Raw genomic sequence first — 19,798 nt, 5'->3', positions numbered from 1 at the left:
CCGCACGCGAAGGGTTCCCCGGCCGCCCGGCCGGGGGCTCTGCCCCGCCCGACCGGAGATATGTCCCTTGATTCAGATACTGATCGACACCCTGATCCGGACGAGCGACCTCGCCCTGATCGCGCTCGGCCTCAACCTGTCCTACGGCGTCAGCCGCTTTCCCAACGTCGCCCATGTCGAGATGGCGCCGCTGGGTGCTGCCGTGGCGCTGGCGGTGGCCGCCCTGTTTCCCGGCGGCGGGCTGGTCGGCGCCGCCATCGCCGGAGCGCTCGCCGCCGGGCTGGCGGCGATGCTGCTGCACCGCTTCGCCTTCGAACGGCTCGCCGGCGCCGGTCCGGCCAGCGCGCTGATCGGCTCGCTCGCCATCGCCATGATGCTGCGCGCCGGCCTCCAGGCGGTCTTCGGCACCCGGCCGCAGCAGTTCGACACGCCGCTGACCCCGCCGCACGACCTGTGGGGCGCCATCCTGTCCGATCTGCAGATCGCCGCCATCGCCATCACCGCCGTCTGCCTGATCGGCTTCTTCGCCATGCTGCGGCTGACGCCGCTCGGGCGTTCGATCCGCGCCATCGCCGCCAATCCGGCGCTGGCCACCGCGTCGGGCATCGACGCCCGCCGCGTCACGCTGGTCACCGTCTTCCTCGGCGGCACGCTGGCCGGCATCGGCGGCATCCTGCTGGCGCTGGTCACCCAGCTCGACATCGGCATGGGGCAGATGCTGCTGCTGCCGGTCTTCGCCGCCGCCATCGTCGGCGGGCTCGGCAGCCTGCCGGGTGCTGTGATCGGCGCCTTCGCCATCGCGCTTGCCGAAACGCTGGTGATGCGCATCGATTTCGGCCTGCTCGCCGCCGACGGGCCGCGCTACCTGCCGCTCGGCTACCTGACCGGCATCGGCTTCGCGCTCATCGTCGTGACCCTCGTATACCGCCCGGAAGGGCTGCTGAGCCGGGGAGGACGCCGTGCTTGAGTTCTGCCTGCATGTGCTGATCATGTCGGCGATCTTCGGGATCGCGGCGGTCAGCCTCAACCTCCAGGCCGGCACCGGCGGCCTGCTGAATTTCGGCCAGATCGCCCTGTTCGGCATCGGCGCCTACGCGGTCGCCATCCTGACCCGCGCCGGGCTGCCCTGGCCGGCCGCCCTGCTCGCCGGCATGGGCGCCGCGGCGCTCGGCGGCTTCGCCATCGGCCGTCTCGGCCGCGACCTCGCCGCCGAATATTGGGCGCTGGCGACGCTGGCGGTCGCCGAGCTGGTGCGGCTGGTCGCCCTCAACGAGGACTGGCTGACCGGCGGTCCCCAGGGCATCGGCGGCATCGCCGGCCTGTTCCCCGGCCTCGACGGCATGTCGCGCGCGCTGGCAACCCTGGCGCTGGCGGCGCTGCTGCTGCTCGGCACCGCGCTGGCGGCGCGGCGGCTCGGGCAAACCCAGTTCGGCCGCGTGCTGCGGCTGATGCGGGAGAATCCCGACCTCGCCACCGCGCTCGGCCACGACATCGTCGCCTGCAAGGTCAAGGTTCTGGCCATCGGCGGAGCGATGGCCGGGCTGGCCGGCGGGCTCTACACCCTCTACCTCGCCTTCATCGGGCCGGACCAGCTTCTGCCCTTCGAGACCTTCCTGATCTGGACGATGGTGGTTCTCGGCGGGCTCGGCAACGTGGCGGGGGCGGTGGTCGGCGCCCTGCTGGTCACCGCGCTCTATGCCGGCATTCCCTTCCTGAAGGATGTCGTCGCCCTTCCGTCCGACCTGACCGGCAGCCTGCGCGTCTTCGCCATCGGCTCGATCGTGCTGGCCGTCCTGATGCTGAAACCCCAGGGGCTGGTCCCCGAACGGCTGCGGAGGTTCCATGCTCAGCGCCCATGACGTCACCCGCAGCTTCGGCGGGCTGACCGCGGTCAACCATGTCAGCCTGGAGATCGGGCCGCGCGAGATCGTCGGCCTGGTCGGCCCCAACGGCTCCGGCAAGACCACCCTGCTCAACCTGCTGAGCGGCTTCCTCGCCCCCACCAGCGGCGAGATCCGCTTCGACGGCACCGCGGTCCGCGCGCGGCGCGCCTGGCAGCCGAGCCGGCTCGGCCTGCGCCGCACCTTCCAGCTTCCCAAGCTGCCGGCCCGCATGTCGGTGCTGGAGGTGATGCTGGCCGGCGGACGGCTGCCCGCCGGCGCCTCGCCCTGGCGCTCGCTGCTGACGCCGGGAGCCGTGCGGCGCGAGGAGGCGGCCTTCATCGGCAAGGCGATGGGACTGCTGGCCGAGGTCGACCTCGCCGGCCTTGCCGACCATCCGGCCGGCGGCCTGTCGGGCGGCCAGCAGAAGCTGCTCGGGCTGGCGGCGGCGCTGATGGACGACCCGGCGGTGCTGCTGCTCGACGAGCCGACGGCCGGCGTCAACCCGTCGCTGCGCCGGCGCATGGCCGATCATCTGCGCCGCATCCGCGAGGGCGGCACCGCGCTGGTCATCGTCGAGCACGACATGGGCTTCATCGGCGACCTGTGCGACCGCTGCCTCGCGCTGGACAAGGGGGCGGTGATCGCCAACTGCCGCCCCGACGAGCTGAGCGGCAACCAGCAGGTGGTCGAAGCCTATCTCGGCCGCCGCCGCCCCGGCGTCCCGCTGCGGGTCGTCGCAGGAGGAGCAGTTGCGGGAACGGTCGACATCAAGACCAGTGGAGCCAGGGCATGACGCTTTCCGTGCACGAGGTGCGCGCCGGCTACGTGCCGGACGCCGACATCCTGAACAGCCTGTCGATCACGGTGCAGCCGGGGGAGATCGTCACCATCCTCGGCCCCAACGGGTCGGGCAAATCGACCCTGTTGAAGACCGTCGTCGGCCAGCTCCGCCCGCGCGCCGGCCGGGTGGTCGCCGACGGCCGCGACCTCGCCGGCATCCCGGTGCACCGGCGGATCCGCGACTGCGGCGTCGCCTATGTGCCGCAGCTCGACAACATCTTCGGGCCGCTGACCATCCGCGAGAACCTGGAGCTGGGCGGCCAGTTCGTCGCGCCCGCCGCCCGCAGGACCCGGCTGGAACAGCTGCTGGAGCATTACCCCAATCTCGGCCGCAAGGCCGGGGCGCGGGCCGACAGCCTGTCGGGCGGCGAGCGCCAGATGCTGGCGCTGGCCCGCGCGCTGATGCCGGGGCCGCGCCACCTGCTGCTCGACGAGCCGTCGGCCGGCCTGTCGCCGCTGATGATGGACGAACTGTTCGCCCACATCCGCCGCATCCGCGACCGCGAGGGCGTCTCGGTCCTGATGGTCGAGCAGAACGCGGCGGAATCGCTGGAGGTCTCCGACCGCGCCTATGTGCTGGTGATGGGGCGGGTCCACCGCGAGGGCACCGCCCGCGAGATCCTGGAGGACGAAACGGTCGGCCAGCTCTATCTGGGCGCCGGCCCGGTGCATTGACCCTCCCCGTCCCGCCGAATTGGTCGCAGTTGTGTATACTGGCCTGCATATTCCACCGGTGCTATGGTCCCGCGCGACGCGCCGCACCGGTGCGTCGCCGGGCATTCCATCGCCGGAACCCGGCATCGGTATTCGGGTGTTGTCCCAACCGGCACCGCAGGAAGCACATAGGACGATCATGGCGGGAACCCCGCGCAAGAAGACCATCAAGGCGGCTCCCAAGGCGGCACCCGCGCCGCGCGCCGCCGACAGCGTGAACCGCGTCTATGCCGCAATCCAGCGCATGGCGGTGAATTTCGAATTCAGGCCGGAACAGCGGATCAACGAGGTGGAGCTGGCCGCCACCCTGGGCGTCAGCCGGACGCCGGTGCGCGAGGCGCTGAACCGGCTTGTGATCGAAGGACTGATCACGCTGGTGCCCAACAAGGGCTTCTACTGCCGCCCCTTCGACGCCGAGCAGATCATCGGCCTGTTCGAGGTGCGGGCGTCGCTGGAACGGCTGAGCGTCGAACTCGCCGCCGAGCGCGCCAGCGACGTCCGCATCGCCGAACTGATGGATTTCTGGAACGGCGTGCGGGCGAACCGCGCGGCGATGGATGCCGAGGAGCTGACCAGCCGCGACGAGGAGTTCCACATCCGCATCGCCGCGATGGGCGGCAATCCGGAGCTGGTCCGCATGCTGGAGAGCATCAACGCGCGGATCCGCTTCGTCCGCCGCATCGAGATCGAGAACCCGCAGCGCCGCACCACCACCTTCGACGAGCATCTGGCGATTGCCGAGGCGCTGAAGGCGCGCGACCGCGGCCGCGCCGTGGCCTGCATGTCGGACCATATCGGCATCAGCGTGGCCGACGCGGTGTCCGCCATGAAGGAAGGGCTCGCGCGCATCTACATGGGCCGCATGGCCAGCTGAGCCGGCCCGGACAGCGGCCTCGGATAGCGGCCCCAGAACCGGCGTTGACCCTCGCCGCAAAGTGTGTACACTTCAGAACACACAATGACACCGAGGGAGGACGCACATGCCGGACGGCGTGGCGATGACGGGCGCGGTGACCCTGGACGACAAGTATCTGGCCGAACACGGCCGCGTGTTCCTGAACGGCACGCAGGCCCTGGTGCGGATGGCGCTGCTCCAGAAACGGCGCGACCGCGCCGCCGGCCTGCGCACCGCCGGACTGGTGAGCGGCTACCGCGGCTCGCCGCTCGGCACCATCGACATGGAGATGGGCCGGGCGCGGAGCTTCCTCGACGCCCACGACATCCGCTTCGTTCCCGGCGTCAACGAGGATCTGGCCGCCACCGCGCTGTGGGGCAGCCAGCAGATCCATCTGCAGGACCAGCCGGACTGGGACGGCGTCTTCGGCCTGTGGTACGGCAAGGGGCCGGGGGTGGACCGCACCGGCGACGCCTTCCGCCACGCCAACCTTGCCGGTTCGGCCGGGCGGGGCGGCGTGCTTGTGCTGGCCGGCGACGACCACACCTGCAAATCCTCGACGACCTCGCACCAGAGCGAATATGCGCTGGTCGATGCGATGATGCCGATCCTGAGCCCGTCCGGCATCCCGGAGATGATCGAATACGGGCTGCATGGCTGGGCGCTGTCGCGCCTGTCGGGCTGCTGGACCGCCATGAAAGTGACGGCCGACCTGACCGACCGCAGCGTCTCGATGACCCTCGACCCGGCCCTCCCCGTCATCCGGCAGCCGACCGATCTCATCCTGCCGCCCGGCGGCCTCAACATCCGCTGGCCGGACAGCCCGCAGGAGCAGGAGGCCCGCCTGCACCTGCACAAGATCCCGGCGGCGCTGGCCTATGTCCGCGCCAACGGCCTGAACCGCGTGGCGCTGGGAAGCGGAGGCGGAGGCGGGGGCGGCGCGCGCTTCGGCATCGTCACCGCCGGCAAGGCCTATCTCGATGTCCGGCAGGCCCTGGCGGAACTCGGCATCGACGAGGACCGGGCGGCGGCGCTCGGCATCGCCGTCTTCAAGGTGGCGGTGCCCTGGCCGCTCGAACCGGACAGCCTGCGCAGCTTCGCCGCCGGCCTCGACGAGATCCTGGTGGTGGAGGAAAAGCGGCCGCTGATCGAGGGCCAGATCAAGGACATCCTCTACGGCCTGCCGGCGGACCGGCGCCCGCGCGTCACCGGCAAGAACGACTGGTCCGGCGCCCCCCTGCTGCGCTCCCACGACGAGCTGTCGGTCGCCGAGATCGCCATGGCCATCGCACGGCGGCTCGCCCGCTGCGGCGTGGAAATGGACGCCGACGCGCTGGCCCGCCTTGAAAACAGCAGCGCCGCCGCCCGCCCCGGCGGCCCGGTTGCCAAGCGCACGCCCTATTTCTGTTCCGGCTGTCCGCACAACAGCTCGACCAAGGTGCCGGAGGGCTCGCGGGCCCATGCCGGGATCGGCTGCCACTGGATGTCGCAGGCGATGGACCGCGACACCGCCACCTACACCCACATGGGGGCGGAGGGCGCCAACTGGATCGGGCTGGCGCCCTTCGTGCCGACCCGCCACATCTTCCAGAACATCGGCGACGGCACCTATTTCCATTCCGGCCTGCTCGCCATCCGCGCGGCGGTCGCCGGCGGCGTCACCATCACCTACAAGATCCTGTTCAATGACGCCGTCGCCATGACCGGCGGCCAGTCCCACGACGGCCAGCTCACCCCGCAGGCCATCGCCTGGCAGGTGCGCGCCGAGGGGGTGCAGCGCATCGCCGTCGTCAGCGACGAGCCGGAGAAATACGGCCTGTCCGCCGGCCTGCCGCCCTACGTCACCATCCACCACCGCGACGATCTCGACGCCGTGCAGCGCGAGTTCCGCGAGGTGCCGGGCGTGTCGGCGCTGATCTACGACCAGACCTGCGCCGCCGAGAAGCGCCGCCGCCGCAAGCGCGGCAAGCTGCCCGACCCCGGCCGCCGCGTCGTCATCAACGAGCGGGTCTGCGAGGGCTGCGGCGACTGTTCGACCCAGTCGAACTGCCTGTCGGTGGTGCCGGTCGACACCGAGTTCGGGACGAAACGGACAATCGACCAGTCCTCCTGCAACAAGGACTTCTCCTGCCTGTCGGGCTTCTGCCCGTCCTTCGTGACGGTGGAGGGCGGCACGCTGCGCAAGGCGCGCCCGGCCAAAACTCCGGCGCCCGACATCGACGCCGAGGCCGCCCCCCTGCCCGACCCGGCGGCACCGCCGCTCGACCAGCCCTACCGCCTTCTCGTCACCGGGGTCGGCGGCACCGGGGTGGTGACCATCGGCGCGATCCTCGGCATGGCGGCACATCTGGAGGGGCTGGCCTGCTCCATCCTCGACCAGACCGGCATGGCGCAGAAGGGCGGCGCGGTGATGTCGCACATCGTGCTGGCGCGTCGGGCCGACCAGATCCATGCCGCCCGCATCGCTCCCGGCGGCGCCGACGCCGTGCTCGGCTGCGATCTGCTGGTCGCGGCCGGCGAGGATGGGCTGAGCCGCATGCAGGCCGGCCGTACCCGCGCGGTGCTCAACAAACATGAGACCGTCACCGGCGCCTTCACCCGCAATCCGGAAGAGCGGCTGCCGCTGCCGCTGCTGGTGCGCCGGGTCGGCGACGCCTGCGGCGGGCCGGCGGCGGTCGATGCGCTGGACGCCACCGCCATCGCCACCGCGCTGTTCGGCGACGCGATCATGGCGAACCTCTTCCTGCTCGGCTACGCGTGGCAGAAGGGGCTGATTCCGCTGTCCGCCGCGGCCATCGACACGGCCATCGTCCTGAATGGCACCGGGGTCGCCGGCAACCGGTCGGCCTTCGCCTGGGGACGGCGCGCGGCCGCCGATCCAGGCGCGCTCGCGGCGGCGCACCCGGCCAAGCCTTCGAGCGTGGCCGCCCCGCAACCCGACGATCTCGACGGGCTGATCGCCCGGCGCATCGAACAGCTGACCGCCTACCAGAATGCGGCCTATGCCGGGCGCTACCGCCTGCTGGTCGACCGGGTCCGCCGGGCCGAGACGGCGGCGGTGCCGGGCAGCAGCCGGCTGACCGCGGCGGTGGCGCGGTCCTTCTACAAGGCGATGGCCTACAAGGACGAATACGAGGTCGCCCGCCTCTACACCGACGGCGCCTTCCTCGCGCAGCTGGCCGGGCAGTTCGAAGATGGCTTCCGCCTGCGCTTCCATCTGGCCCCGCCCCTGCTGGCGGGTCGGGACGAGCGGACAGGCCACTTGAAGAAGAGTGCCTATGGCCCCTGGATGCTGCCCGTGTTCAAAGTTCTGGCGACGTTCAAGGGACTGCGCGGGACGCCGTTCGATCCGTTCGGGCGCACCGCGGAGCGCCGGGCGGAACGCCGGCTGATCGGGGATTACGAACGGGCCATCACGGAAATGCTGGCCGGCCTCACCCCGGAAAAGCTGGATTTGGCCGTGCAAATCGCCGGCATCCCGGACCGGATCCGCGGCTATGGGCATGTGAAGGACAAGGCCATGGCCCAGGCGGAGATGGATTTGCGCGACTGGCCGGCGCAGTTCCGCTCCACGACGCCGCAGCGTCTGGCGGCGGAATGAGCAGCTGAGTGAACCGCCCAGGTGGGACCGTTCAGCTCTTGGCGATCTCGCCCAGCACATCCTTGGCGAGGCTGCGGATATGCCGCTCCATGGCGGCCCTGGCCTCCGCCGCATCGCCGCTCTCCAGTGCTGCAATGACGTCGAGATGCTCGTCGCAGTCGGGACGGATGCGCGACGGCAGGCCGGACAGCTCGAACAGGCGCGTCGTCACCCGCAGGTCGCGGATGATCTGCGCCAGCACCGCGTTGCCGGACGCCTCGGCAATCAGGGTGTGCAGCTCCTCGTCGGCGGCCCAATGGTCCTCGAAGCGGATCTTGGGCTCGTCGCGCAGCCGCAGCATCTCGGCCTTCATCGCCTGCAAGCGGACCGGATCGACCCTGGACGCGGCGGCGGCGATGGCCTCCCCCTCCAGGATCTCGCGCAGGCGCATGCTCTGGAAATATTCGCGGTTGGAGACCTCGCGCACCCGGTAGGGGCGGTTGAACTCCTTGCGGATCAGCCCTTCGCTCGCCAGCCGCACCAGCGCCTCGCGGATCGGCGTGCGCGAGATGCTGAGCGCGGTGGCCAGCCGGTCTTCGACGATCACCTCGCCGCTCGGGATGCGGCGGTCGAGGATCATCTCCAGGATGGTGCGGTAGGCCATGCTCGCCAGATTGACGCCGGCCTGAGTCGCACCTGCTGCGGCCGGCGTCGCGGCTTTGGAGTCGCCCATGTCCATGCTCATACCAAGTCCTGCCACCTGACGCTGATCTTTCCCTAACAAAGCAGACGAGCCGTTGTCCTGCAAAGGTTCTGATCGGCCATACCGATAAGATGGGGTGCGACGCCGCGCCCAGACGGATTTCAGTGCTGCAAAATCTTGGCGAGGAACTGGGTGGCGCGCTCCGAGCGCTGGGTCTCGAAGAACTCGGTCTTGGTGCAGTCCTCGATGATGCTGCCATGGTCCATGAAGATCACGCGGTGGGCGACCTTGCGGGCGAAGCCCATCTCGTGGGTGACGCAGATCATCGTCATGCCCTCGTTCGCCAGCTCGACCATCACGTCGAGCACCTCGTTGATCATCTCCGGATCGAGCGCCGAGGTCGGCTCGTCGAACAGGATGGCGATGGGGTCCATCGCCAGGGCGCGGGCGATGGCGACGCGCTGCTGCTGGCCGCCGGACAGCTGGCCGGGGAACTTGTGCGCTTGGGCGGCCAGCCCGACCCGCGCCAGCAGAGCCTCGCCCTTCGCCTCGGCCTCCGCGGTCTGGCGGCCCAGCACCTTGCGCTGTGACAGGGTCAGGTTCTGCATGATGGTCAGATGGGGGAACAGCTCGAAATTCTGGAACACCATGCCGACGCGGGCGCGCAACGCCGACATCTTCGTGCCCGGCGCGCCGACATCCATGCCGTCCACCTCGATGCGGCCCGACTGGAAGGGCTCCAGCCCGTTGACGCACTTGATCAGCGTCGACTTGCCCGACCCGGAGGGGCCGCAGACCACCACCACCTCGCCTTTCCGCACGGTGGTCGTGCAGTCCTTCAGGACCTGGAAGGTGCCGTAGCTCTTGCTGACATTCTCGATGGCGATCATTGGGGACTTCTCTTGGCGATGGGGGGCGTTGGACGGATGAGGGGGCGGATGAGCGAAGCGGGTCAGCCGAACCGGTCGATCAGGAAGGGGGTCGGGTCGATGTCGGTGCGGCCGTCGAGCAGCAGATCGGCGGTCATGCGGGCGACGACCGGCGCCAGGGTGAAGCCGTTGGACGTCACCGTGTTGAAGAAGCCCGGCAATCCCGGCACCGGGCCGAGGATCGGCGCGCCGTCGATGTTGATGTTCATCGCCGCCCAGGCGCGGACCACATGCAGCCCGGCGATCTGCGGCAGCACATGGCGGGCGACCCACAGATTGCCCTCGATGCTGGAGCGCGACACCGTGTTGAAGCGCCGCGCCGGGTCGAAGACCGCGGTCCAGGCGCCGCCGATGATCAGCCCGCCGGTCACCGCCTGCTTCAGGCTGAGATGGCGGTCGGCATGGGCGACCAGCTGGCCGACCAGCTTGGGCGCCGGCTCGGTGACGATCATCTGCAGGGGCGCGCTGTGCACCGGCACGTCGATGCCGACCAGCCGCCCGGTCTCGCGCGCCCACGGGCCGCTGGCGTTGACGATCTGTTTGGCGCGGATGCGGCAGCGCGAGGTCTCGACCCGCCAGCCGCCGCCCTCGACGGCAGGGACCGCGGCGATGCCCGTGACATTCACCCCGCGCAGGAAGCGGGCGCCCTGGCGGCGCGCCTGCTCCAGCACGGCGTAGGTCGCGCGCAGCGGGTTGATCTTACCCTCCTGCGGCGCGTATTCGGCGCCGATCAGCCCGTCCGACAAGGCGGGTGCGAGGCGGCGCAGCTCGGCCGCGTCGATGATGGCGTTCTCGACGCCGTACCGCCGCTCCAGCGCCGCCTTGGCGCGCAGGAACTCCATGCCGGCCGGGCTGTCCGCCACCATCAGGCCGCCGGTGACCGCCAGTTCGAAGTCGGCGCCGCAGGCAGTCTCCAGCTCCCGCCACAAGGCGATGGAGCGCGGGCCGAGCGTCAGCGTCGCCGCCGCCGGTCCGCCGCCCGCCTCGGCCTTGGCGCCGAAATCGAAGGACAGCAGCTGGACATGCAGGCTGCCGGCATTGGCGCCCGACGCCTGCAAATTGGTGTCGCCGCGCTCGACCACCAGCACGTCGCGCCCGGCCTGGGTCAGGTAATAGGCGAGGCAGGATCCCACCACGCCGCCGCCGACGATCAGGATCTCGGCCTCCTGGTCGGGCAGCGGGCCGTCCTCCAGCGGGCGGGCGAGGTTGGGGGTGATGGCACGCTGGTGGCCGCCCCATTCCGGCTTCTCGAAGGCGAAGGCGCCGGCCGGCGTCGGCTTGGCCGGCAGGCGCGGCGCCAGATACTGCTCGGGCGCCCGTTTCCTGCCGGTCGCCTGCTCCAGCAGCAGGGCGGCGGTCGCCGCGCAATAGCGCCCCTGGCAGCGCCCCATGCCGAGCCGGGTGTTGCGCTTCAGCGCCGCGAGGCTGTCATGGCCGGCGGCGATCTCGGCCCGGACCCGGCCGAAGGTGACCTCCTCGCAGCGGCACAGCATCGCCTCGTCGGGCACGGTGTCGAGCCGCGGCGGCGGCGCCCGGTAGATCGACCACAGCGCCGCCTGGAATCCCTCGGCCCGCCGCAGATCGGCCAGCGCCCGCCGGCCCTCCTCCGGGTCGCTGTCGCTCAGGCCGAGCTGGGTGGCGGCGGCGATGCCGGCAAGGCGTCCGCGCGCCTGTGCCACCTTCGACCCGCCGAGATCGACGCCGTCGCCGACGGCGAAGACCCCCGGCACGCTGGTGGCGCCATCCACGGCGATGTCGGTGGCGAGATAGCCGAGATGCCGGTCCTCGACCAGCCGGTGGGCGCAGCCGAGCGCGCGGGCGATCTCGGTCGAGGGGATGAAGCCGTAGCCCAGGCACAGCGCATCGGCGGCAACGGTGACGGCCTCGCCCAGCCGGGGAGCGCCGTCGGCGCCGAGCGGGGCGTAGCGCACCTGTGCCAGCCTGCCCTCCCCTTCCGCCGCGACGACGCCCTGCCCCCACAGCACCGGCACCCCGGCGCGCCGCAGCGTCAGCAGGTAGCGGGCGCCGTCGCCGATCAGGCCGGGGGCGGCGCGCAGCGCGGTCAGCATCTGCCGCCATTGGGCCGGCGACGGGCGCGGCGCGCTTTCCAGCACGGCGGCCACCGTGACGCCGCCCTCCACCAGCTCGCAGGCCAGCTGCAAATTGAGCGGACCGTTGCCGGCGACCACCACCCGGCGGCCGGGTGCGACGCGATAGGCGCGCGCCAGGGTCTGCCCGGCCCCGGTCGTCATCACGCCGGGCAGCGTCCAGCCCGCGAAGGGCGCCGGCCGCTCATAGGCGCCGCCGGCGATCACCAGCCGGCGCGGCCGGTAGACGGTCTCGCGCCCGGCAACGATGGCGACCACCTCGTCGGGGGCATGGGCGCCCCACACCGTCGCTTCCTGGACGATGGCGGCGCCGGCTGCCTTCGCCGCGTCGATCAGGGCGAGGCCGGCGCGGAACTGGCGGTCGGTCGGCCGGTCGGCGCGGTGCGAGGGGGCGAGCGGCTTGAAATACTGCCCACCGCTCTGCGGCCGCTCGTCGAGCACCACCACCGCCGCGCCGCGCCGCGCCGCCGCTTCCGCCGCCGCCAGACCGGCCGGGCCGGCGCCGATCACCAGCACATCGACCACACGTTCCTCGGGCGCGTCGCCCACCGGCGGCGGCACCAGCGGGACCAGCGGATCCTCCGGCGTGCCGGCCGGCGGCTGCGAGCGGATGGTCTGGCCGTCCGCCACCTTGGTCAGGCAGGCGCGCTGACTCGCCTTGCCGTCGACCGTCACCAGGCATTCGAAGCAGGCGCCCATGCCGCAATAGAGGCCGCGCCGGCCACCGTCGCGGCTGTGGCGGTAGGCGGCGACGCCGTGCGCCGCCAGGGCCGCCGCCACCGTCTCCCCGGCCAGCGCGGGAATCCGCTCGCCGTCATAGGTGATCTCGATGGGGGCGCCGTCGCGGCGGACGCTTGGATGTTCGAGGCGCATGGGCGGTCGGCTGTGTCCGGATTGCGGTGGAAAGCGCTTTTCGAGGCTGCGTCAATTAGCGCTGGATTCCTGTATACAGGTAGTATACGAGTAGTATTTAGGCAAGGTCAAAAATTAGGCAGGAGCTTGGGGGAACCCATGACGGCATTGCGCGGCACCTACACGGTCCTCATCACCCCCTTCACCGCCGACGGCGGTGCTGTGGATGTTCCGGCCTTGAAGAAGCTGGTGAACTGGCAGATCGAGCAGGGCATCCACGGGCTGATCCCGCTCGGCAGCACCGGCGAGTTCCTGTCGATGACCCCGGAGGAGCGGGCCCAGGTCATCGAGATCTGCGTGACCGAGGCGGCGGGCCGCGTGCCCGTGCTGATCGGCACCGGCGCCGAATGGACGCGCGACGCCGTCGCGCTGGCCAAGGAAGCGGAAGGCATGGGCGCCGACGGGGTAATGGTGATCCCGCCCTATTACAGCTCGCCGACGCCCGACGAGCTGTTCGAGCATTACCGCCGCATCGGCGAGGCGATCTCGCTGCCGGTGATGATCTACAACAACCCGGCGACCGCCAACGTCGACCTCACCCCGCCCATCGTCGCGCGGCTCAGCGAGATCGACAACGTCCTCTACATCAAGGAATCGACGCTGGAGGTGACGCGGGTCCGCGACATCATCGAGCTGTGCGGCGACCGCATGACGGTGTTCGCCGGCATCCTCGGCTATGAATCCTTCTGGCTCGGCGCCCAGGGCTGGGTCGCGGTCTGCTCCAACCTGATCCCGCGCGATTCCGCCCGCCTGTTCGAACTGGTGGCCGACCATGGCGACAAGGAGCAGGCGCTGGCGCTCTACAAGAAGATGCTGCCCATCGTCCGCTGGGTCGGCGGCCACCGCTACGTCGCCGCCTCGAAGACCGGGCTCGGCATGATGGGCTTGGCCGTCGGCGACCCCCGCGCGCCGCGCCTGCCGCTGCCGGAAGCCGACGCGGCGGCGCTGCGCGCCGATCTGGCGGCCTACGGCCTGATCGACTCCCTCGCCTGACCGTTTCGCCCGAATCCGAGATCCGAACACGAGAGAAGGGGTTTACGATGACCATTCGCACGCTGCTGATCGCCGCCGGCCTGACCCTGCTCGCCCTCCCCGCTGCTGCCCAAACCGCCTGCAAGCCGGCGGTCGCCGATTCCGAGCTGGTCAAGCCCGGCACGCTGGTGATGTCGACCAACCCGACCCTGCCGCCGATGCAGTTCGTCGACAGCAGCGGCCAGTTGAAGGGCATGCGCATCACGCTGGGCAACGAGATCGCCAAGCGCCTGTGCCTGACGCCGGAATATGTCCGCATCGAGTTCTCGGCGATGATCCCCGGCCTCCAGGCCGGCCGCTGGGACCTGATCAACACCGGCATCTTCTGGACCGAGGAGCGGGCCAAGATGATGCCGATGATCAACTATGAATCGCAGGCGATCAGCATCTCGGTGACCAAGGGCAACCCGCTGAAGATCGCCAAGCCGGAGGATCTGTCGGGCCGTCCGGTCGGCGTCGAGCTGGGTGGCTTCGAGGAACGCAAGCTGCGCGAACTCGACAAGATGATCGTCGCCAAGGGCCTCAAGCCGATCGAGATCAAGACCTTCGACAATTTCGCCACGGCCTATCAGGCGCTGCGCGCCGGCCAGACCGAGGCGTCGGTTGCCATCGACCCGACGGCGGCCGAATACGCCAAGCGCGGCGACTTCGAGCGCGCCCTGCATGGCCTGTTCCCGACCCCGGTCGCCCTGGCGATGAAGAGCAAGACGCTGAGCGAGGCCGTGGTCGGCGTCCTCAACGACATGCAGAAGGACGGCTCCTACAAGAAGCTGATGGACGAATACGGCCTGCTGCCCAACGACGGCGCCTTCAAGGTCAACGGCCCCGGCATGTGAGACGCGGAAAGCGGGCGGCGGCGGGGACCCGTTCCCGCCACCGCCCGCGCATCGGACAAGAGTGAAAAGGTGACGGAATGACCAGCGGCTGGAACTGGGACGGTTTCTTCGAATACCTGTTCAACGGGTATCTGTTCAGCGGAGCGATCACCACCCTGTGGCTGACGCTGGCGGGCATCGCCGGCGGCCTCGTGCTCGGCTGCGTGCTGGCGCTGCTGCGGCTGTCGCCCTACCGCTGGGTCGCGCGGGTGGCGCAGACCTACATCTGGGTGTTCCGCGGCACGCCGCTGCTGGTCCAGCTCATCATCATCTACACCGGCCTGCCGCAGATCGGCATCAAGCTGTCGGTGACGGAATCGGCGCTGATCGGCCTGATCCTCAACGAGGCCGCCTATCTGGCCGAGATCATCCGCGGCGGCATCCTCGGCGTCGCCGCCGGGCAGAGCAACGCCGGCCGCGCGCTCGGCCTGAATTCGGCCCAGGTGATGGCCTACATCGTGCTGCCGCAGGCCGTCCGCATCATCATTCCCGCACTCGGCAACAGCGTGAACGGCCTGCTGAAGACGACCTCGGTGACCTCCGTCATCTCGATGGAGGAGCTGCTGCGCAGCACCCAGCTGCTGATCCAGGAGCGCTTCATGGTGCTGGAGCTGTTCACGGTCGCCGCGCTCTATTATCTGCTGATGACCTCGCTGTGGGACATCGTCCAGCGCCGCATCGAGCGTCATTTCGGCCGCGCCTACCGCAACATCGCCATCGTCGACGGCCAGTGAGAGGCGCTCGGCCATGAGTCCTCCGCTCCCCCCGGCCCTCCCGTCCTCCTCCCGGACCGCCAACCTCGGCGACCGCGCCTTCGGGCACCTGCGCGAGCTGATCCTCAGCCGCGAGATCCCCGGCGGCGCCGAGGTGCCGGAGGGACGGCTGGCCGAGCGGCTGAACGTGTCGCGCACGCCGATGCGCGAGGCGCTGGTCCGGCTGGTCGGCGAGGGGCTGCTGGAGCGCACCAGCGAGCGCAGCTACCGCGTCCGCATCGTCTCGGCCCGCGAGTTCTTCGAATGCATGCAGATGCGCGAGCTGCTGGAGTGCCACGCCATCGAAACCGCGGTGCCGCTGGTCGGCGACGCCGATCTGGCCGGGCTGCGGCGCGGGCTCGAGGCGCTGGAGGACGGCGAGGACGACATGCAGCACTGGCTCTACGACAATCATTTCCACAGCTTCTTCGCCCATGTCAGCGGGAATGCGACGCTGGCCGAGACCATCACGCGCATGCGGGTGGTCGCCCGGCTGTTCCGCATCTCCAGCAGCTTCCACCGCAAGGGCGAGATCGACACCGAGCACCGGGCGGTGCTGGACGCGGTGGAGCGGCGGGACGCCGCCGCCGCCAAGGCCGCCATGCTGGCGCATCTGCGCAACCTCCAGGACGACGCCCGCCGCGCCATCGCCGCCGAGGCCAATCCGGGCGGCTATTTCCTGTGATCCCGGCAACCGCAAGACCCGTCCTTCGGGACCGAGGGAGAGTTCCATGCCGCAGTTCGACACCGTAATCCGCAACGGCACGCTGGCCACCGCGTCCGACGTGTTCGCCGCCGACCTCGGCGTGATCGGCGGCCGCATCGCCGCCATCGGCGCCGGGCTGGGGCCGGGAGCCCGCGAGATCGACGCGGCCGGCAAACTCGTGATGCCCGGCGGCGTCGACGGCCATTGCCACCTCGACCAGCCGACCAGCGACGGCTCGCAGTCCGCCGACGATTTCGAGACCGGAACCCGCTCGGCCGCCTGCGGCGGCACCACCACGGTCATCCCCTTCGCCTGCCAGTTCAAGGGCCAGTCGCTGCGCGACGCGGTGACCGACTATCACCGCCGGGCCGACGGCAAGGCGGTGATCGACTATGCCTTCCACCTCATCGTCAGCGACCCGACCGACCAGCTGCTCGGCCAGGATCTGCCGGCGCTGATCCATGACGGCTATACGTCGTTCAAGATCTACATGACCTACGACGACATGAAGCTGAACGACCGGCAGGTGCTGGAGCTGCTCAGCGTCGCCCGGCGCGACGGCGCCATGGCGATGATCCATGCCGAGAACGCCGACTTCATCGGCTGGCTGACCGACAGGCTGCTCGCCGCCGGCCACACGGCACCACGCTACCACGCCGATTCCCGGCCGATGCTGGTGGAGCGCGAGGCGACCCACCGCGCCATCGCCATGGCCGAGCTGGCCGACGTGCCGATCCTGATCGTCCACGTCTCCGGCCGCGAGGCCATCGAGCAGATCCATTGGGCGCAGGGCCGCGGCATGCGCATCTACGCCGAGACCTGCCCGCAATACATGGTGCTGACCGAGCACGATTTGCACGGCCACGGCATGGAGGGGGCCAAGTGCATCTGCTCGCCGCCGCCGCGCGACAAGGCCAACCAGGCGGCGGTGTGGGACGCGCTGGCCGGCGGCACCTTCCACATCGTGTCGTCCGACCACGCGCCCTTCCGCTACCAGGACCCCAAGGGCAAGATGCTGCACGGCGCGAACACCCCCTTCAACTGGATCCCCAACGGCGTGCCGGGCATCGAGACGCGGCTGCCGATCCTGTTCTCCGAAGGGGTGAAGAAGGGCCGCATCAGCCTGCAGCGCTTCGTCGAGCTGTCCTCGACCAACCCGGCCAAGATGTACGGCCTGCACCCGCGCAAGGGCAGCCTCGCCATCGGCGCCGATGCCGACATCGTCATCTACGATCCGGACCGCAAGGTCACCATCACCAACGCCATGCTGCACCACAATGTCGACTACACCCCCTATGAGGGGCTGGAGGTGACCGGCTGGCCGGAGACCGTGCTGTCGCGCGGCGAGGTGGTGGTGGAAAGCGGCACCTGCGTGGCGCAGCCCGGCCGCGGCGCCTTCCTGCGCTGCGACACGCCGGATCTGGCGCGACCGAAGGTCGGCGCCGCCTGAAAAGACGATCACTCCACCCGACGACCACGAAACGCAAGGATCCCCCAAGCATGGACGCCCTGACCATCACCGCCGGCCCCTTCACCTTCGGCGCCCGTTTCGAGACGGCCGCCGCGCCGAAGACCTGCGCCAAGTTCCGCAGCCTGCTGCCCTACGAGGGCCAGATCGTCCATGTCCGCTGGAGCGGCGAAGGGGTGTGGATTCCGCTGGGCGACACCGATTTCGGCCTCGGCTACGAGAACCACACCAGCCACCCGGCGCCGGGCCAGTTCATCCTCTATCCGGGCGGCATCAGCGAGACCGAGATCCTGCTGGCCTATGGCGGCGTCCAGTTCTCCAGCAAGATGGGCCAGCTCGCCGGCAACCACTTCATCACCATCACCGACGGGCTGGAGAATCTGGCGGAACTCGGCAAGCGCACCCTGTGGCAGGGCGCGCAGCCGATCCGCTTCGAACTGGCCCGCTGAACTTGGCCCCGCTGAACCTGGCCCGCTGACGCGGCAGAGGGCATTGGCGGTCAGAACGACATCAGCAGCCGGGCCTGGGCGGTGACGGTGCCGCGGTCCGTCTCCGGCCCGTCCGTCAGGGCGACGCCGACGCTCAGCCCGCCCTGCAGGCTCCGGCCAAGCGTGTAGTCGAGCCCGAGGCCGAGGCCGACGAGTCTGGTGTCGGCCCGCTCGTTCACCCCCTGCAGGGCATCCAGGTTGTAGGTGTGGCCATAGGCGACATCGAGGAAGGCGAAGGGGGAGGCCGCATCCTCCACCCGCCCGACGCCGGGCATGTCGGAGACCCCCACAGCGCCCAGGACCGGGAATACCGGCAGCCGCAGCTCGTTGCGCAGCACGAACCCGGTATCGGCGCTGCCGTCGCGCAGCGTGTAGCCACGGGCGGCGTAATAGCCGCCGAGTGCAAGCTGCTCGGTCTCGGGCAGCGCCTTGCCGGCAATCTGGCCGGTGAACGCGGTGGTCCAGGTGAAGCCGTTCAGGCCGGGAACGGCGGCAAGCGACGTCGCCTGATTGAGCGTGCCGTACCCATAGGCATAGTCGGCCCCGGCCACCCGTCCGTTGGTGAAGCTGTTCCAGGCCGCATCGGTGTTGCCGGGCACGATCCCGGTCCGGTTGACCACGGCGCGGACGTCAAGATCGGCCGTATCGCCGCCGGCGCGCTGCCAGGCAGCGGCCCAGCCGACGGTCAGGTCGAACACCCCGGCCGATCCGTCGGCGAGGCCAGCACCCCGGTACAGCGTCTTGCGCGACATCCATTTCGGCGCGACGCCGCCATAGACGTCCCCCCACCCGGCCAGCCGTTCGTCGATGTTGGACAGCGCCGAGCGGTAGAGAATGGGCAGTTCGACGGTGGTGGTGTGGAAGGTCAGGATGTTGCCGGCGCTCTCCTGGCCCGTCGCGACGAAGTTCGGGGCGATGCTGACCGCCTGCCGCGGAAAGGTCATCGCCGCGATACGCCCGGCATGGCTGACATAGGCCGGCCAGTTTCCCCCCGACAGCCTGACCGAGGCGGGATCGGAGACGACGTCCGGGCTGCCGGTGAACTGATAGGCGACGGTCATGTCATGCATCGCCTCGATGCCCGCGCTGAAGCCGGCGAAGAGGCGGTTGCTGTCGTGATCCCTGACGGTGCTGGTGTTGGACCAGCCGGCGAACGCCTGCCAGGGCTGGCGGCGGCTGAGCTCCAGGGTCAGGTTGCTGGTGCCGGGATCGGACCCCGGCTCGAACACGCCGTTGAGCTGCCGGTAGGGGAAGCGGTTGAGCCAGTCGAGATCCTCGGAGATGCGGTCCGCTTCGATGAGCTGGCCGGCTGGCGCGCGCAGACCGGCGGCAAGCGCCGGGTCCGGCTCCTGCGGCCCGCCGTCGCCGTCCTGCACCTGCACGCGGCCGGTCCGGAAGGCCACCACGCGCAGGTGCAGCACGCCGGAGGTGATCTCCTGCGGCGGTGCCGTGATCGAGACGAAGGGGCGGCCCGCCTCGCGGTAGGCCAGCGCCACCGCCGCCTGAACCTCGGTCAGCAGCTTGCGCGACAGCGGCTTGTTGATGAAGGGGCTCAAGGCTTTCCGCAACCCGGCATCGTCCAGCCCCTCCGCCCCCGCGACCGTGATGCCGGCCGGCGGGTGGGAGGTGATCGCGCCGTCCAGCCCGATGAGGCGGAAGCCGGCGACATCGACCCCCAGCGGGGTGTCGTCCCCGGACGCCGTCGGCGCCGGGCCGGGGCGCAGTCCCCCGCCGCTTCCCTCCACCGCCGGGGGCAAATGGCGTTCCATCGCCGTGGACTGGGCCGCCGTGGACTGGGCAAGGGTGGCGCCCGGCGCACCGCCGGCGAGCCCCATCGCGGTCACCGCAACCACCCCGAACAACCGGGGGGCGGCTCCACGGAGCCGCGACGGACGGGCTTCGGTTCCGTACAT

General features: G+C 70.3%; 16 protein-coding genes. 12 read left to right on the top strand and 4 right to left on the bottom strand.

Annotation, left to right across the window (positions count from 1 at the left end; translation table 11 throughout):
• Positions 1-67: 67 nt before the first annotated feature.
• The 6 genes from CRT60_RS15365 to CRT60_RS15340 all read left to right on the top strand — a co-directional run bounded on the left by CRT60_RS15365 (position 68) and on the right by CRT60_RS15340 (position 7,933).
• A complete protein-coding gene (locus CRT60_RS15365) occupies positions 68-967 on the top strand; it encodes a branched-chain amino acid ABC transporter permease (protein WP_161958062.1) in 900 nt (299 codons plus the stop codon).
• A complete protein-coding gene (locus CRT60_RS15360; protein WP_098737341.1) occupies positions 960-1,859 on the top strand; it encodes a branched-chain amino acid ABC transporter permease in 900 nt (299 codons plus the stop codon). The genes CRT60_RS15365 and CRT60_RS15360 overlap by 8 nt, the downstream gene beginning before the upstream one ends.
• Positions 1,843-2,676: an ABC transporter ATP-binding protein gene (locus tag CRT60_RS15355; RefSeq protein ID WP_098737340.1), complete on the top strand. Its 834-nt coding sequence runs from the start codon at positions 1,843-1,845 to the stop codon at positions 2,674-2,676. The genes CRT60_RS15360 and CRT60_RS15355 overlap by 17 nt, the downstream gene beginning before the upstream one ends.
• On the top strand, positions 2,673-3,398 hold the full coding sequence (locus CRT60_RS15350) for an ABC transporter ATP-binding protein (RefSeq protein WP_098737339.1): 726 nt from the start codon (positions 2,673-2,675) through the stop codon (positions 3,396-3,398). Before CRT60_RS15355 ends, CRT60_RS15350 begins: the two co-directional genes overlap by 4 nt.
• 178 nt (positions 3,399-3,576) lie before the next feature.
• A complete protein-coding gene (locus CRT60_RS15345) occupies positions 3,577-4,311 on the top strand; it encodes a GntR family transcriptional regulator (protein WP_098737337.1) in 735 nt (244 codons plus the stop codon).
• Between the two features lie 106 nt (positions 4,312-4,417).
• On the top strand, positions 4,418-7,933 hold the full coding sequence (locus tag CRT60_RS15340) for an indolepyruvate ferredoxin oxidoreductase family protein (protein WP_244592517.1): 3,516 nt from the start codon (positions 4,418-4,420) through the stop codon (positions 7,931-7,933).
• Between the two features lie 31 nt (positions 7,934-7,964).
• On the opposite strand, the gene CRT60_RS15335 is transcribed toward CRT60_RS15340, so the two are convergent.
• From CRT60_RS15335 to CRT60_RS15325, 3 genes are all read right to left on the bottom strand, one after another.
• Positions 7,965-8,657, bottom strand: coding sequence for a GntR family transcriptional regulator (locus CRT60_RS15335; RefSeq protein WP_098737335.1), 693 nt, complete (start codon positions 8,655-8,657; stop codon positions 7,965-7,967).
• Between the two features lie 119 nt (positions 8,658-8,776).
• Positions 8,777-9,505 carry an amino acid ABC transporter ATP-binding protein gene (locus CRT60_RS15330; protein ID WP_098737333.1) on the bottom strand — a complete coding sequence of 243 codons (729 nt, stop codon included), beginning with the start codon at positions 9,503-9,505 and terminating at the stop codon, positions 8,777-8,779.
• Between the two features lie 62 nt (positions 9,506-9,567).
• The gene (locus CRT60_RS15325) at positions 9,568-12,525 is read right to left on the bottom strand and encodes an FAD-dependent oxidoreductase (RefSeq protein WP_098737331.1); all 2,958 of its coding nucleotides are present in this window, start codon (positions 12,523-12,525) and stop codon (positions 9,568-9,570) included.
• 138 nt (positions 12,526-12,663) lie between these two features.
• Between CRT60_RS15325 and dapA the strand changes: the two genes are divergently transcribed.
• From dapA to CRT60_RS15295, 6 genes are all read left to right on the top strand, one after another.
• Positions 12,664-13,557, top strand: coding sequence for a 4-hydroxy-tetrahydrodipicolinate synthase (dapA, locus tag CRT60_RS15320; RefSeq protein WP_098737330.1), 894 nt, complete (start codon positions 12,664-12,666; stop codon positions 13,555-13,557).
• A 47-nt stretch (positions 13,558-13,604) separates the two neighbouring features.
• Entirely contained in the window at positions 13,605-14,432 is an 828-nt protein-coding gene (locus CRT60_RS15315; protein WP_098737329.1) for an ABC transporter substrate-binding protein, read from the top strand.
• A 77-nt stretch (positions 14,433-14,509) separates the two neighbouring features.
• On the top strand, positions 14,510-15,205 hold the full coding sequence (locus CRT60_RS15310) for an amino acid ABC transporter permease (protein WP_098737327.1): 696 nt from the start codon (positions 14,510-14,512) through the stop codon (positions 15,203-15,205).
• Between the two features lie 13 nt (positions 15,206-15,218).
• Positions 15,219-15,908: a GntR family transcriptional regulator gene (locus CRT60_RS15305; RefSeq protein ID WP_098737325.1), complete on the top strand. Its 690-nt coding sequence runs from the start codon at positions 15,219-15,221 to the stop codon at positions 15,906-15,908.
• 46 nt (positions 15,909-15,954) lie between these two features.
• Entirely contained in the window at positions 15,955-17,379 is a 1,425-nt protein-coding gene (gene hydA / locus CRT60_RS15300; RefSeq protein ID WP_098737323.1) for a dihydropyrimidinase, read from the top strand.
• Positions 17,380-17,429: 50 nt separating this feature from the next.
• Positions 17,430-17,846, top strand: coding sequence for a DUF3830 family protein (locus tag CRT60_RS15295; RefSeq protein ID WP_098737321.1), 417 nt, complete (start codon positions 17,430-17,432; stop codon positions 17,844-17,846).
• A gap of 50 nt (positions 17,847-17,896) precedes the next feature.
• Here CRT60_RS15295 and CRT60_RS15290 read toward each other — a convergent pair whose 3' ends face one another.
• Entirely contained in the window at positions 17,897-19,798 is a 1,902-nt protein-coding gene (locus CRT60_RS15290; protein ID WP_244592516.1) for a ShlB/FhaC/HecB family hemolysin secretion/activation protein, read from the bottom strand.

This window comes from Azospirillum palustre (assembly GCF_002573965.1).
GTDB lineage: Bacteria > Pseudomonadota > Alphaproteobacteria > Azospirillales > Azospirillaceae > Azospirillum > Azospirillum palustre.
Note: the sequence above shows the minus strand (reverse complement) of the source record. Positions and strands in the feature narration are given on the sequence as shown.

Excerpts from the sequence above, each read along its gene's own strand:
- dapA (WP_098737330.1), top strand. The coding sequence starts at position 12,664 with ATGACGGCATTGCGCGGCACCTACACGGTCCTCATCACCCCCTTCACC.
- CRT60_RS15305 (WP_098737325.1), top strand. The coding sequence starts at position 15,219 with ATGAGTCCTCCGCTCCCCCCGGCCCTCCCGTCCTCCTCCCGGACCGCC.
- CRT60_RS15310 (WP_098737327.1), top strand. The coding sequence starts at position 14,510 with ATGACCAGCGGCTGGAACTGGGACGGTTTCTTCGAATACCTGTTCAAC.
- CRT60_RS15355 (WP_098737340.1), top strand. The coding sequence starts at position 1,843 with ATGCTCAGCGCCCATGACGTCACCCGCAGCTTCGGCGGGCTGACCGCG.
- CRT60_RS15295 (WP_098737321.1), top strand. The coding sequence starts at position 17,430 with ATGGACGCCCTGACCATCACCGCCGGCCCCTTCACCTTCGGCGCCCGT.
- CRT60_RS15330 (WP_098737333.1), bottom strand. The coding sequence starts at position 9,505 with ATGATCGCCATCGAGAATGTCAGCAAGAGCTACGGCACCTTCCAGGTC.
- CRT60_RS15340 (WP_244592517.1), top strand. The coding sequence starts at position 4,418 with ATGCCGGACGGCGTGGCGATGACGGGCGCGGTGACCCTGGACGACAAG.
- CRT60_RS15345 (WP_098737337.1), top strand. The coding sequence starts at position 3,577 with ATGGCGGGAACCCCGCGCAAGAAGACCATCAAGGCGGCTCCCAAGGCG.
- CRT60_RS15325 (WP_098737331.1), bottom strand. The coding sequence starts at position 12,525 with ATGCGCCTCGAACATCCAAGCGTCCGCCGCGACGGCGCCCCCATCGAG.
- CRT60_RS15315 (WP_098737329.1), top strand. The coding sequence starts at position 13,605 with ATGACCATTCGCACGCTGCTGATCGCCGCCGGCCTGACCCTGCTCGCC.
- CRT60_RS15335 (WP_098737335.1), bottom strand. The coding sequence starts at position 8,657 with ATGAGCATGGACATGGGCGACTCCAAAGCCGCGACGCCGGCCGCAGCA.
- CRT60_RS15290 (WP_244592516.1), bottom strand. The coding sequence starts at position 19,798 with ATGTACGGAACCGAAGCCCGTCCGTCGCGGCTCCGTGGAGCCGCCCCC.
- CRT60_RS15350 (WP_098737339.1), top strand. The coding sequence starts at position 2,673 with ATGACGCTTTCCGTGCACGAGGTGCGCGCCGGCTACGTGCCGGACGCC.
- hydA (WP_098737323.1), top strand. The coding sequence starts at position 15,955 with ATGCCGCAGTTCGACACCGTAATCCGCAACGGCACGCTGGCCACCGCG.